This window comes from Pseudomonas sp. TH32 (assembly GCF_016650855.1).
Lineage (GTDB): Bacteria > Pseudomonadota > Gammaproteobacteria > Pseudomonadales > Pseudomonadaceae > Aquipseudomonas.
On the sequence record NZ_JAEKFA010000001.1, the window covers coordinates 233,883 to 247,876 of the forward strand.

Genomic DNA, 13,994 nt, shown 5'->3' on the forward strand with positions numbered 1-13,994 from the left:
CACATTAACCGAGCAAAGCGCGTGCGTGATGGCGTAAATGGTCTTCGATAAAGCTGGCGATAAAGAAGTAGCTGTGGTCATAACCCGGTTGCAGGCGCAACTCCAGCGGATGGTTGGCCGCCTTGGCCGCTTGCTGCAAGGCTTGCGGCTTGAGCTGCACGGCGAGGAAATCGTCGCGATCGCCCTGGTCCACCAGCAGTGGCAGCTTTTCCGAGGCCTCGCTGATCAACACGCAGGCATCCCATTCACGCCACTTCGAGCGCTCTTCGCCGAGGTAGCGAGAGAAAGCCTTCTGGCCCCACGGGCAATCCATCGGGTTGTTGATCGGCGAGAACGCCGACACCGACTGATAACGCCCCGGGTTGCGCAAGGCACATACCAGCGCGCCGTGACCGCCCATGGAGTGGCCGCTGATCCCGCGTTTGGCCGAGGCCGGGAAATGCGCCTCGACCAAAGCCGGCAATTCCTGCACCACGTAGTCATGCATCCGATAGTGCTGGACCCAGGGTTCCTGGGTGGCGTTCAGGTAGAAGCCGGCGCCGAGGCCAAAGTCCCACGCGTTGTCCGGGTCACCCGGCACACCAGGCCCGCGCGGGCTGGTGTCCGGCGCCACGATGATCAACCCCAGTTCGGCCGCCATGCGCTGGGCGCCGGCCTTCTGCATGAAGTTCTCATCGGTGCAGGTCAGCCCCGACAGCCAGTACAGCACCGGCAGTTTTCCGCCCTGCTCCGCTTGCGGCGGCAGGTACACGGCGAAGGTCATGTCGCAACCGAGCACATCGGAATGATGCTTGTAGCGTTTATGCCAGCCGCCGAAGCTTTTCTGGCATGACAGGTTTTCCAGACTCATGGCCGACCTCAGAAGTGAATGACGGTACGAATGCTCTTGCCTTCATGCATCAGGTCAAACGCCTTGTTGATATCTTCCAGGCCCATGGTGTGGGTGATGAAGGTATCCAGCGGGATTTCGCCTGTCTGGGCCATTTCCACGTAGCTTGGCAGTTCGCTGCGGCCGCGCACGCCACCAAACGCCGAACCGCGCCAGACACGACCGGTCACCAACTGAAACGGACGGGTGGCGATTTCCTGGCCGGCACCGGCCACGCCGATGATCACCGACTCGCCCCAACCCTTGTGGCAGCACTCCAGGGCCGCACGCATCAGCTGGACGTTGCCGATGCACTCGAAGGAAAAGTCCACGCCGCCGTCGGTCAGGTCGACGATCACGTCCTGGATCGGGCGATCGTAGTCTTTCGGGTTGATGCAGTCGGTAGCGCCCAATTGCTTGGCGATTTCAAACTTGGCCGGGTTGATGTCGATGGCAATGATGCGGCCGGCCTTGGCTTTTACCGCGCCGATCACCGCCGACAGGCCGATGCCGCCCAGGCCGAAGATGGCCACGGTGTCGCCCGGCTTGACCTTGGCGGTGTTGATCACCGCACCAATGCCGGTGGTGACGCCGCAACCCAGCAGGCAGACTTTTTCCAGGGGTGCTTCTTTGGGAATCTTGGCCACGGAGATTTCCGGCAGCACGGTGTATTCGGAGAAAGTCGAGGTGCCCATGTAGTGGAAAATCGGCTGGCCCTTGTAGGAAAAGCGCGAAGTGCCGTCTGGCATCAGGCCTTTGCCCTGGGTGGCGCGAATGGCCTGGCAGAGGTTGGTCTTGCCCGACAGGCAGAATTTGCACTTGCCGCATTCCGGGGTGTACAGCGGGATCACGTGGTCGCCCACCGCCACCGAGGTCACGCCTTCGCCGATAGCTTCCACCACCGCACCGCCTTCGTGGCCGAGGATCGACGGGAAGATGCCTTCCGGGTCTGCGCCCGACAGGGTGTAGGCGTCGGTATGGCACACACCGGAGGCCACCACCCGCAGCAGCACTTCGCCAGCCTTGGGCATGGCGACATCCACTTCAACGATCTCAAGGGGCTTCTTGGCTTCGAAGGCTACGGCCGCGCGGGACTTGATCATCCGGTTTCTCCATGGGATTAAAAACGTAAGACCGGCAGTGTAAAACATGACTGATTGATTAATAATCCAGGCGAAAGCAAAACATTATTGCTGTACAGGGATAATCACCATGCTGGAAAACCGCTGGGAAGGCATCGACGAATTTGTCGCCGTGGCTGAATGCTGCCAGTTCACGGCGGCGGCGGAGCGGCTCGGGGTCTCGTCCTCGCATATCAGCCGTCAGGTGGCGCGGCTGGAAGAGCGCCTGCAAACGCGGTTGCTGTACCGCAGCACCCGGCGGGTGACACTGACGGAGGCCGGCCAGACCTTTTTGCAACACTGCCAGCGCCTGCAGGATGGGCGCGAAGAGGCGCTGCGCGCGGTGGGCGACCTGGCCAGCGAGCCCAAGGGCATGCTGCGCATGACCTGCGCGGTGGCGTATGGCGAACGGTTTATCGTGCCGCTGGTGACCCGCTTCATGGGGTTGTATCCGCAGTTGCGGGTGGACGTGGAACTGAGTAACCGCCAGTTGGATCTGGTGCATGAGGGCCTGGACCTGGCCATTCGCCTGGGGCGCCTTTCCGACTCTCGCATGGTCGCCAGTCGCCTGGCGCCACGGCGCATGTACCTGTGTGCATCGCCTTCCTACCTTGAACGGTATGGCCGCCCACACAGCTTGTCGGAATTGAGCCGGCACAACTGCCTGATCGGCAGTTCCGATATCTGGCAACTGGAGCAGGACGGGCGGGAATTTTCCCAACGCGTACAGGGCAATTGGCGCTGCAACAGTGGGCAGGCCGTGCTGGACGCCGCACTCCAGGGCGTCGGGCTGTGTCAGTTGCCCGACTACTACGTGCTGGAACATCTCAAAAGTGGTGCCCTGGTGTCATTGCTTGAGGCTCAGCAGCCGCCGAATACTGCGGTTTGGGCGCTCTACCCGCAACAACGCCACCTCTCGCCAAAGGTACGCAAGCTGGTGGACTTCCTCAAAGAGGGGCTGGCCCAGAATGCGGTCTACACCGCCATATAAATAACGCCTGGCCATCCCTCGCTTGCCTGCAAATACACGCAATTTCCATTGCGTGAAGGCAAGCAGATGACCACCCACACCCCACAGATCCATCGCACCAATCACTTTATCCGCAAGGTCCTGGCCGATTTCCCGGTGCCCGGCGAGATCGCTGCCCGGTTGATTCGCGAGCACGCCCAACCGTTCTGCAACGAAGAACTGGACCCTGACACCACGCTGCTGACCACCCTCGAATACAACACCGACAACCCCGACGCGCCCTTCACCGGCGCCATCGTCCAGTCGATGACCTTGACCGAAGCGATGATCGCCAACGCCCCCGAGGCGCCCGGCGGCCTGGTCAACATCACGGGCTTCTCCATGACCGCGCCGTATTTCACCATCGTCCCCGAGTTGCCGCGCCTGATGGATAACCGCATCCCGGCAATGTTCAACGAAGAGTTCATCGCGGCCGGCTGGATTCCCCCACGGCGCTATGAAGCGATTTACCTGCGCAGCGATCCACAGGCGTACGGGCCAAGCACCCAATTGAACATCTCGCCGCAAACCTTTCGCAGCGCCGTGCGATCAAGCAATTTCGAACAGGTTTACAACGAGGCCATCACGGCGTTCTGGGACAAGCACCAGGAGAACTACAAAACCCTGATGCGCATGGCCTTCATCGAAGGCTATTTGAATCAATTCGAAGAATTCACCCTGACCGATGAAGAGCGCCAGCTGGCGGCGCGGGCAGCGGGCGTCGGCATCAACAAGGACTTCAGCAACTTGTCCCTGGAAGACCTGCAGGCGCCCTACGTCCTGGATAAAAATCTTTCTCTGCGTTTGCTGCGCATCCACAACAGCGAAGCCACCGACATTCTCACCATCACAGACAACCAGAGCCAGATCACCCTGCTCTACATTCCGGGCAACTCGTCACCCTTCCACGGGTTTATCAACCCGACCTCCATGCGCGCGTGGCTGGTGGACATGGCCAAGACGGCCACTCAACGCAAAGCCCTGACCAACCATTTCGAACCCGAAACGGTCGACTCCGGCTTGATCTACAGCGGGGTCGAGGAAGCCCTGGTGGGAATGTCGGCGTTTCCCGGCCCGGCCCCGAAATCCGGCCTGTTCAACAGCCTGCTGCCAAACGCCTATTGGGACCCGGAGCAATACCTCAACAACGCCATGTACCCGGCGCTGAGCGGCAATCCTTTCGACTATATAACCCGACAGGTGAAAGCACGTATCAGCAGGCTGATGGCGAGCACCATCGTTTCGCCGCTCGATACCCACAAGACAGATACCCTCGACACCCTGGAAAAAGGCTGCCTGCTGGCGATCCCCCTGGCCCTTGCCATGAGGTCGGCCCTGCTTGCGGAGTTTTGCTTCCTGACCCAAGGCCTCACCGAGATGGCGATGGGTACCGACGACGTACTCAGAGGCAAACCCAAGGGCACGGAACGGATTATCTTCGGCGCCCTGAATGCTATGCCCGTGGCGATCCATGGCCTCGGCAGCCAGGCCGCCGTCACCCTCAACGGCTTGCGCAGCCAATTGGGCAAGGCGGTCCGGCAGGCGAGCGGCAACATCAAGGTCAGCATCGTTTCCAGCCGTTCGACGTCTGTCCAAGACCAAGGCCGAATACTGAGTACACGGCCCCGCCCCGCCGGTTTGCAAACCGTGAAGTTACTTGGCGAATCGTTTATTACGTACATGACCCCCGACGAGAGCGGTTTTTTCGAACTGTTCGTGAATGATCCGGCAACCCCCTTGAAAATCTACGCCACCGGGCTCTACGCCATACAAAGCCCCGATCTGAAATGGCGGATAGCGGGGCTGAACGGGGCGGCGCCTTTCGCAACGGCTGGCAGCGCATATACCGCTTTTTTGGAGGCCCGGCCCATTCAAGTTTATTCAATGCCTATGAAATGCCGACTCCGCTGCGCGAAACCCTCTCGGGAATGATGAGCGACCACAGTTCGTTTTCCGAAGACTTCGAGCCCCTTGGAAGCCGGCAGCAATCGCTCAGGGACACCCGAAATCTGTTCTTTGAAAAAAGAAACAAATTGGCCGCTGACTCGACGACCTTTTTTAACCACCGCACCTTTCACCACGTACAACCGGTGCTACCAACCTTCAGCCTCGACGAATCCCAAACCGGCATCATCCACAAACTTTTCAGCGCCAGCGACGGACTGGTGCTGGGCGAAAGCCACGAGGCGCTGTCGAGCAAGGCTTTTCTGATGGACAACATGCAGGCGCTGGCGCGAGAAGGGGTGAAGCGGATCTATCTTGAGCACCTGTTGACCGATGTTCATACCCCGCTGATCAAGCTGTTCTACCGCTCCAGGACAGCAAGCATGTCCGATGAATTGAGAAGTTACTTGAGAGGTATCTACCCACCCCGGAGCGATAGCCACTACTCGTTTCAGAATGTCCTGATCAAAGCCCGGGAGGCCGGGATCAAGATCCAGCCCATCGACTGCACCGCCAGCTACATGATCAGGGACATGGCGGACGTCAACGGCACCCTTCGCCAACGCATGATGAATTTCTACGCGACCGAGGTGATTCAGTGGGTCCAGACCACCAAGAGCCATCCCGGGAAATGGGTCGCGCTGGTCGGTGACAGCCACACCAACACTTACCGGGGCATCCCCGGCCTGGCCGAGCTGACGGGCAGTATCAGCCTGCGGATAGAGGACGCACGCGTCGGGCAGCGACTGGGGATCGAAGCAGATCCTGGACGAACCTCCAGCATGGGAATAGGCAAGGGAGATGCGACGGTCAAGGCCGACTTTGTATTACGGGTTGATACCGCTTCATTGCAAAAAACGGCACCGGTGCTTCCCGGCCCATCCCACAGCCTGGCCGCCAAATCGCCGCAGACACAACTGAACAAACCCGGCCAGTTCCTGCTATCGGCGGCCACGCCCACCACCACGGCGCAGATTCTCTACCGGTCACGGCGAGGCAATGTCCAAACCATTGAGGTCAATCAAACCGGCGCACTGTTTTCCATCACCGCACCGGGTTGGTCAATCGACCAGAAACCCTTCAACAGCCTGCAGGCCTTGGTGGATGCGCTGAAAACCAGGCCCGGCGTTGAGCAGGTGCCCGACTGAATCAAACGGACTGGCTGGCCCGACGCTGGCGCAGCCATTCGAGGTCTTCCGGGCGGGTGACCTTGATATTGTCGGAACGGCCTTCGATCAGGCGCGGTGCGTGCCCGGCCCATTCCATGGCGGAGGCTTCGTCGGTGATGACCACGTCCGAGACCAGGCTGTCGGCGAGGGCCCGATGCAGCGCGCCCAGGCGAAACATCTGCGGCGTGTAGGCTTGCCAGATCTCGCTGCGGTCAACGGTTTCCAGTACCCGGCCATGCTTGTCGGCGCGCTTGAGGGTATCTCGCGCCGGCACCGCCAGCAGCCCGCCGACGGCATCGTTGGCCAGCTCAAAGAGCAGTTTGTCGAGATCGTCGCGGTTGAGGTTGGGCCGGGCCGCATCGTGCACCAGCACCCAGTCATCATCGCCGGCGCCCTGGCCATGCAAGTACAGCAAGGCGTTAAGCACTGAACCCGAGCGCTCTTCGCCGCCGTCCACACGCACGATGCGCGGGTCGGTGGCGCAGGCCAGGGTTGGCCAGTAAGGGTCATCAACAGCGACGCTGACCACCAGCCCCTTGAGGTCCGGGTGGTCGAGGAAACAGCCAAGGCTGTGTTCGAGAATAGTGCGCCCGCCCAACTGCAGGTACTGCTTGGGACGGTCCGCGGCCATACGGGCACCTACGCCCGCGGCAGGAATCACGGCCCAGAAGGCCGGTGACGAGCTGCTCATTGGGCCAACTGGTAGAGGGTTTCGCCCTCCTTGACCATGCCCAACTCATGACGAGCCCGTTCTTCAACGGTCTCCATGCCTTTTTTCAATTCAAGCACTTCGGCATCGAGCACGCGATTGCGCTCCAGCAGCACCTCGTTTTCGGCGTGCTGTGCAGCAATTTGCTGGGTCAGTTCGGTGACCTGCGCCAAGCTGCCATTCCCCACCCAAAGGCGGTACTGCAGGCCAGCCAGCAGCAAGAGCAAGACGAGGAACAACCAATTGGGACTGCGCATCGAATATCGGGTATCCAGTGAAAAAAGACAGCCATGCAAAACTTTTGATGCAACTGATAGCACGAAGCCTGGAAAAACCAGGCTTGTGCTTGTTAGTCATGAGATTAGCGTCGAAATTCACGCTGTCGTGATTTTTCCGACGTAATCCGCTGACCTTTTACCATTTAACAATCAGCCGCGAAACTCGCTGCGACCGTTGTATTTGGCTTTGCCGCCCAGTTGCTCTTCGATACGCAGCAATTGGTTGTACTTGGAAACGCGATCGGAACGGCACAGGGAACCGGTCTTGATCTGCCCGGCCGAAGTGCCCACGGCCAGGTCGGCAATGGTCGAATCTTCGGTTTCGCCGGAGCGGTGGGAGATCACGGCGGTGTAGCCCGCAGCCTTGGCCATCTGGATGGCTTCCAGGGTTTCGGTCAGGGTGCCGATCTGGTTGAACTTGATCAGGATCGAGTTGGCGATCTTTTTGTCGATGCCTTCTTTCAGGATCTTGGTGTTGGTGACGAACAGGTCGTCGCCCACCAGTTGGATTTTCTCGCCGATTTTATCGGTGAGGACTTTCCAGCCGGCCCAGTCGGACTCGTCCAGGCCGTCTTCGATCGAGATGATCGGGTAGCGCTCGGTCAGCCCCTTGAGGTAGTCGGCAAAACCTTCGGAGGTGAACACGTGGCCTTCACCGGACAGGTTGTACTTGCCGTCTTCGTAGAATTCGCTGGCCGCGCAGTCCAGGGCCAGGGTCACGTCGGTGCCCAGCTTGTAGCCAGCGTTGGCCACGGCTTCGGAGATCACTTTCAGTGCATCTTCGTTGGACGCCAGGTTCGGCGCGAAGCCCCCTTCGTCACCCACTGCAGTGCTCAGGCCACGGGCCTTCAGCACAGCCTTGAGGTGGTGGAAAATCTCGGTGCCCATGCGCAGGCCTTCGGAGAAGGTCTTGGCGCCAACCGGCTGCACCATGAATTCCTGGATGTCGACGTTGTTATCAGCGTGCTCGCCACCGTTGATGATGTTCATCATCGGCACCGGCATCGAGTAGACACCCGGGGTGCCATTCAGGTTGGCGATGTGGGCGTACAGCGGCAGGTCCTGGTCCTGTGCAGCGGCCTTGGCAGCCGCCAGGGACACGGCGAGGATGGCGTTGGCGCCCAGGCTGCCTTTGTTTTCGGTACCGTCGAGCTTGATCATCGCGTGATCGAGGGCTTTCTGGTCAAGCGGGTCCTTGCCCAGCAGCAGGTCACGGATCGGGCCATTGATGTTGGCGACCGCCTTGAGTACACCCTTGCCCAGGTAACGGCTCTTGTCGCCATCACGCAGTTCCAGCGCTTCGCGGGAACCTGTGGAAGCACCGGACGGCGCGCAGGCGCTGCCGATGATGCCGTTATCGAGAAGCACGTCGGCTTCGACGGTAGGGTTGCCACGGGAGTCGAGAACTTCACGACCTTTGATGTCGACGATTTTTGCCATTGTTGTAAACACTCCAAAGTTGACGAAAACGACGCAGCTGAAGGAAATCTTTTGACCGACCGCAAGGGTGGAACAACGGGCAGGCTTGCAGGCGACAAGGCTCAGGCCCGCGGGCCTGAGCGTAAAGCGAGGGAAAGTCTACCGGAGAAATGGCGCTTACGCGGTCTCTACCGTCGGAAAACTCTTGACCAGGTCGTCCAACTGCTTCAACTGGGCCAGGAAGGGCTCCAGCTTGTCCAGGCGCAGGGCGCATGGGCCGTCGCACTTGGCGTTGTCCGGGTCCGGGTGGGCTTCCAGGAACAAACCTGCCAGGGACTGGCTGATGCCGGCCTTGGCCAGGTCCAGTACCTGGGCACGTCGCCCGCCAGCGGAATCGGCGCGACCACCGGGCATTTGCAGCGCGTGGGTCACGTCGAAGAACACCGGGTATTCGAACTGTTTCATGATGCCGAAACCGAGCATATCCACCACGAGGTTGTTGTAGCCGAAGCTCGAACCCCGCTCGCAGAGGATCAACTGGTCGTTACCCGCTTCCACGCACTTGTTCAGGATGTGTTTCATTTCCTGGGGGGCGAGGAACTGGGCTTTCTTGATATTGATCACAGCGCCGGTCTTGGCCATGGCGACCACGAGGTCGGTCTGGCGCGACAGGAAGGCCGGCAACTGGATGATGTCGCACACCTCGGCGACCACGGCAGCCTGTTCCGGCTCGTGGACGTCGGTGATGATCGGCACGCCGAAGGCTTGCTTGATGTCCTGGAAGATCCGCATGCCTTCTTCAAGGCCCGGGCCGCGGTAGGAGGTCACGGACGAACGGTTGGCCTTGTCGAAACTGGCCTTGAACACGTAAGGGATACCGAGTTTCTCGGTCACCTTCACGTACTCTTCACAGACCTGCATCGCCATGTCGCGGCTTTCCAGCACGTTCATGCCGCCGAACAGCACCATGGGCTTGTCGTTGGCAATCTCGATGTCGCCTACGCGAATGATCTTCTGGGCCATCAGGTTTACGCCTTCTTCTGATGTTGCGTCAGTGCTGCTTTAACGAAGCCGCTGAACAACGGGTGACCGTCGCGCGGGGTCGAGGTGAACTCCGGGTGGAACTGGCACGCCACGAACCATGGATGATCCGGTGCTTCAACCACTTCAACCAGCGCGCCATCACCGGAACGACCGGAGATTTTCAGGCCGGCTTCCATGATTTTCGGCAGCAGGTTGTTGTTCACTTCATAACGGTGACGGTGACGCTCGACGATCACGTCCTTGCCGTAGCAATCGTGAACCAGGGAACCCGGCTCCAGCAGGCAATCCTGCGCGCCGAGGCGCATGGTGCCGCCCAGGTCGGAGGCTTCGGTACGGGTTTCGACCGCGCCGGTGGCATCTTCCCACTCGGTGATCAGGCCCACGACCGGGTGACCGCTAGTGCGATCGAACTCGGTGGAGTTGGCGTCTTTCCAGCCCATCACGTTACGGGCGAACTCGATGACCGCCACTTGCATGCCCAGGCAGATACCCAGGTACGGCACCTTGTTCTCACGAGCGTACTGGACGGCAGTGATCTTGCCTTCCACGCCACGCAAGCCGAAGCCGCCCGGAACCAGGATGGCGTCAACGCCTTCCAGCAGCGCAGTGCCCTGGTTCTCGATGTCTTCGGAGTCGATGTAGCGCAGGTTGACCTTGGTACGGTTGCTGATGCCCGCGTGGCTCATCGCTTCGATCAGCGACTTGTAGGCGTCCAGCAGCTCCATGTACTTGCCGACCATGGCGATGGTGACTTCATGCTCAGGGTTGAGCTTGGCGTCGACCACGGCTTCCCACTCGGACAGATCGGCACCGCCACACTGCAGGCCGAAGCGCTCGACGACAAAATCATCCAGGCCCTGGGAATGCAGGATGCCCGGGATCTTGTAGATGGTGTCGGCGTCTTCCAGAGCGATGACCGCACGTTCTTCAACGTTGGTGAACTGGGCGATCTTGCGACGCGACGCGATGTCGATCGCGTGGTCGGAGCGGCATACCAGCACGTCCGGCTGCAGGCCGATGGAACGCAGTTCCTTGACCGAGTGCTGGGTAGGCTTGGTTTTGGTTTCGCCGGCGGTAGCGATGTACGGCACCAGTGTCAGGTGCATCAGCATCGCGCGCTTGGCGCCGACTTCGAAACGCAACTGGCGGATGGCTTCAAGGAACGGCTGGGACTCGATGTCACCCACGGTGCCACCGATCTCGACCATCGCCACGTCGGCATCGCCTGCACCCTTGATGATGCGGCGCTTGATTTCGTCGGTGATGTGCGGGATCACCTGGATGGTTGCACCCAGGTAGTCACCACGGCGCTCCTTGCGCAGCACGTGCTCGTAGACACGGCCGGTGGTGAAGTTGTTGTTCTGGGTCATGGTCGTGCGGATGAACCGCTCGTAGTGGCCCAGGTCCAGGTCGGTCTCGGCGCCGTCGTGGGTGACGAACACTTCACCGTGCTGGAACGGGCTCATGGTGCCCGGGTCAACGTTGATGTACGGGTCCAGCTTGAGCATGGTGACTTTAAGTCCCCGCGCCTCCAGGATGGCCGCCAATGAAGCGGAGGCAATGCCTTTCCCCAATGAAGAAACAACACCGCCCGTGACGAATATGTAGCGCGTCATGAAAAACCCTAGAAGTCTGCGTTAAAGCGGTCCGAGCCGCCGGGGAAAGCGAAGGAAGGCCGAAGCCCCCGATCACCTGCATTAATCACAGTGCACCTTTCAAAAAAACCGCCGCGTTGTGACAGACCAGCAATGAAACACCGGTACGTTGATCGCTACACATTTTTTGGAATCGCCCAGCAAAGACTGCTTGGTAATCGGCAACTGCTGCGATTCAGGCGAATCCACAGAAGTTGTATCAAGAAGGGAGCGTAGTCTACCGGAAAGGCTCTATCAGCTCAAACCTTGATCGCAGGTTGGTGGCATCCAATGTAATTGCCAACCGGCATGGCCACCTGCCACAAGCCCCGGCAGGTTGGCCACGGCCAGCAATTGTTGGCCCTGATACAGCAGCGGCAATCTGCCACGGATGAAGCCTGGCACTGCACTTTCGTTAAGCAACCGCTTCAGGTCGCGCCGGCCCCGGCCTGGCAATTCCATGATTTCGCCGCCCTGGCGATATCGGATGCTCAAAGGGCCTTCAGGTGCGTTGCCACTGAAATGCAGTTGGCCGTTACCGGGTAACTGTAGTGGGTTTTGCGGGTGTGACCAGCTCACCGGCGCATCCAAAAATTCCGGCCAACTGGCCGGTAACCACCAGATGCGCCCGCCGCCGCGATGCAATTGGCCGTCGGCCAGGCGCCACAGAGGCTGTGCGTCTTCCTTGGCATCGCGCAAGGCCTGCCAGCCGGCCCAGTGCTCGCTGTCGGGCAAGCGTGTCAGCGGTGTCAGCCAGTGCATGAGTGCGTTGCGCTGGCGGGCCTCGGAGAGCGCGGCGAGTGGCTCAAGGGCCAGCGACGGCAACGCCAGCCAGGGAAATACCGAGGGTTGGCTGGCGGCCAGCAGGTCCATTTGCGCCAGTTCGTCGAGCAGACCCTGGGCTTCGCTCAAGTGTTCGGCGCTGCGGGCCATGGTGCTGACGGCCTGAGGCCAGCGTTCAGTCAGCCGCGGAAAAACATGATGGCGCAGGTAATTGCGCGAGAAACGCGGATCGGCGTTGGACGGGTCTTCGATCCAGGTCAAGCCTTGCTCACGGGCGTAGGCTTCCAGAACGGCGCGGGACACCTCCAGCAGCGGCCGCGCCAGGTAGCCATCCCCCAACGGGCGCTGCGCAGGCATTGCTGCCAGCCCACGCACCCCGGCCCCACGCAACAAGCGGAACAACAAGGTTTCGGCCTGATCGTCGCGGTGCTGGCCGGTGATCAGCAACTCCCCTGCCCCGGTGACCTCGGCAAACGCCTGATACCGCGCGTCACGGGCGGCGCGCTCCAGGCTTGCGCCAGGTTGCACGTGCACACGGATCACTTGCAGGGGCACGCCCAGGGCGTCACACACGGCCTGGCAATGAGCCGGCCACGCGTCAGCCGCCGCTTGCAGCCCATGATGCACATGGAGCGCACTGAGTGGCGGGAGTGGGTCAGTTTTGGCCAGACTGGCCAGAAGGTGCAGCAGGACGGTGGAGTCGAGACCGCCGGAGAAAGCGATATGCCAGGCCGGGGCGTTGCGCCAGGGTGCGAGGGCTTGCAGGAGCTTGGCGGTCAAGGTGGGCTTCATGGCAAAGGACGCCGTCAATCTGGAATGCGATAACCCAGCATACACAAAGCAAATGTGGGAGCGGGCTTGTGCAGGAGCCGGGCTTGCCCGCGATGCAGACAACTCGGTTTATCTATTGCACCGAGTTGATGCTATCGCAGGCAAGCCAGCTCCCACACAAGCCCGCTCCCACATTTAGTAAGGCGTCAGCTTAGAGGCCGTAGCTCATCAGTCGCTCGTAACGGCGGGCCAGCAGCGCCTCGTTGTCGAACTTCTTGAGCATCGACAGTTGCGAGCTGAGTTCGGCACGAATGGTCGCTGCAGCGGCAGCCGGGTCACGGTGGGCGCCGCCCAATGGTTCGGCGATCACTTTATCCACGATGCCCAGGCCTTTCAGGCGATCAGCGGTGATGCCCATGGCTTCGGCAGCGTCCGGCGCTTTCTCGGCGGTTTTCCACAGGATCGAAGCGCAACCTTCCGGCGAGATCACCGCGTAGGTCGAATATTGGAGCATGTTCAGTTGGTCGCAGACGCCAATGGCCAATGCACCGCCGGAACCGCCTTCGCCGATCACCGTCGCGATGATTGGCGTCTTCAGGCGGGCCATCACCCGCAGGTTCCAGGCAATCGCTTCGCTCTGGTTGCGCTCTTCAGCGTCGATACCCGGATAGGCGCCCGGGGTGTCGATGAAGGTCAGGATCGGCATCTTGAAGCGCTCGGCCATTTCCATCAGGCGGCAGGCCTTGCGATAGCCTTCGGGGCGCGGCATGCCGAAGTTGCGGCGAACCTTCTCGCGCACTTCACGGCCTTTCTGGTGACCGATCACCATGACAGGCTGGTCGTCCAGGCGGGCGATACCGCCCACGATGGCCGCGTCGTCGGAGAAATGACGGTCGCCGTGCAGCTCGTCGAACTCGGTGAAGATGTGCTCGATGTAGTCCAGGGTGTACGGACGGCGCGGGTGGCGGGCCAGGCGCGCGATCTGCCAGCTGGTCAGCTTGCCGAAGATGTCTTCGGTGAGCGTGCTGCTCTTGTCTTGCAGGCGAGCGATTTCATCGCCGATATTCAGCGAATTGTCATTGCCGACCAGGCGCAGCTCTTCGATCTTGGCTTGCAGGTCAGCGATCGGCTGTTCGAAATCAAGAAAATTCGGGTTCATAAGCGTCCGTCTTGGGTCGACGGCCAGGGAGTGCCTGGCCAGCCGGTTGTCTATTCGCGCCCTACCTTAAGGGAGAGGCGCGGTTA

The 13,994-nt window shown here is 60.6% G+C and carries 12 protein-coding genes; 3 read left to right on the top strand and 9 right to left on the bottom strand.

Going from position 1 to position 13,994, the window contains the following annotated elements:
• Nucleotides 1-4: 4 nt before the first annotated feature.
• Both fghA and JFV30_RS01120 read right to left on the bottom strand, forming a co-directional pair.
• Complete coding sequence (gene fghA / locus JFV30_RS01115) at nt 5-850, bottom strand: S-formylglutathione hydrolase (protein WP_201121568.1); 846 nt, start codon at nt 848-850, stop codon at nt 5-7.
• An 8-nt stretch (nt 851-858) separates the two neighbouring features.
• Entirely contained in the window at nt 859-1,971 is a 1,113-nt protein-coding gene (locus JFV30_RS01120) for an S-(hydroxymethyl)glutathione dehydrogenase/class III alcohol dehydrogenase (protein WP_010176741.1), read from the bottom strand.
• Between the two features lie 109 nt (nt 1,972-2,080).
• Between JFV30_RS01120 and JFV30_RS01125 the strand changes: the two genes are divergently transcribed.
• The 3 genes from JFV30_RS01125 (at nt 2,081) to JFV30_RS32960 (ending at nt 6,090) form a co-directional block, all read left to right on the top strand.
• Nucleotides 2,081-2,980 carry a LysR substrate-binding domain-containing protein gene (locus JFV30_RS01125; RefSeq protein ID WP_201121569.1) on the top strand — a complete coding sequence of 300 codons (900 nt, stop codon included), beginning with the start codon at nt 2,081-2,083 and terminating at the stop codon, nt 2,978-2,980.
• 66 nt (nt 2,981-3,046) lie between these two features.
• The gene (locus tag JFV30_RS32955; protein WP_242487003.1) at nt 3,047-4,930 is read left to right on the top strand and encodes a dermonecrotic toxin domain-containing protein; all 1,884 of its coding nucleotides are present in this window, start codon (nt 3,047-3,049) and stop codon (nt 4,928-4,930) included.
• Nucleotides 4,894-6,090, top strand: coding sequence for a membrane-targeted effector domain-containing toxin (locus tag JFV30_RS32960; protein WP_242487004.1), 1,197 nt, complete (start codon nt 4,894-4,896; stop codon nt 6,088-6,090). The genes JFV30_RS32955 and JFV30_RS32960 overlap by 37 nt, the downstream gene beginning before the upstream one ends.
• Before the next feature lies 1 nt (nt 6,091).
• On the opposite strand, the gene ispD is transcribed toward JFV30_RS32960, so the two are convergent.
• The 7 genes from ispD to JFV30_RS01165 form a co-directional block, all read right to left on the bottom strand.
• Nucleotides 6,092-6,802, bottom strand: coding sequence for a 2-C-methyl-D-erythritol 4-phosphate cytidylyltransferase (ispD, locus tag JFV30_RS01135; protein ID WP_169387230.1), 711 nt, complete (start codon nt 6,800-6,802; stop codon nt 6,092-6,094).
• Entirely contained in the window at nt 6,799-7,077 is a 279-nt protein-coding gene (gene ftsB / locus JFV30_RS01140) for a cell division protein FtsB (RefSeq protein ID WP_003219292.1), read from the bottom strand. The genes ispD and ftsB overlap by 4 nt, the downstream gene beginning before the upstream one ends.
• Nucleotides 7,078-7,248: 171 nt before the next feature.
• Nucleotides 7,249-8,538, bottom strand: coding sequence for a phosphopyruvate hydratase (gene eno / locus JFV30_RS01145; RefSeq protein ID WP_003219294.1), 1,290 nt, complete (start codon nt 8,536-8,538; stop codon nt 7,249-7,251).
• 156 nt (nt 8,539-8,694) lie between these two features.
• Nucleotides 8,695-9,540: a 3-deoxy-8-phosphooctulonate synthase gene (kdsA, locus tag JFV30_RS01150; protein ID WP_003219295.1), complete on the bottom strand. Its 846-nt coding sequence runs from the start codon at nt 9,538-9,540 to the stop codon at nt 8,695-8,697.
• A 5-nt stretch (nt 9,541-9,545) separates the two neighbouring features.
• On the bottom strand, nt 9,546-11,177 hold the full coding sequence (locus tag JFV30_RS01155) for a CTP synthase (protein ID WP_003219298.1): 1,632 nt from the start codon (nt 11,175-11,177) through the stop codon (nt 9,546-9,548).
• A 273-nt stretch (nt 11,178-11,450) separates the two neighbouring features.
• The gene (tilS, locus tag JFV30_RS01160) at nt 11,451-12,770 is read right to left on the bottom strand and encodes a tRNA lysidine(34) synthetase TilS (RefSeq protein WP_201121570.1); all 1,320 of its coding nucleotides are present in this window, start codon (nt 12,768-12,770) and stop codon (nt 11,451-11,453) included.
• A gap of 190 nt (nt 12,771-12,960) precedes the next feature.
• Complete coding sequence (locus JFV30_RS01165; protein ID WP_201121571.1) at nt 12,961-13,908, bottom strand: acetyl-CoA carboxylase carboxyltransferase subunit alpha; 948 nt, start codon at nt 13,906-13,908, stop codon at nt 12,961-12,963.
• Nucleotides 13,909-13,994: the final 86 nt, after the last annotated feature.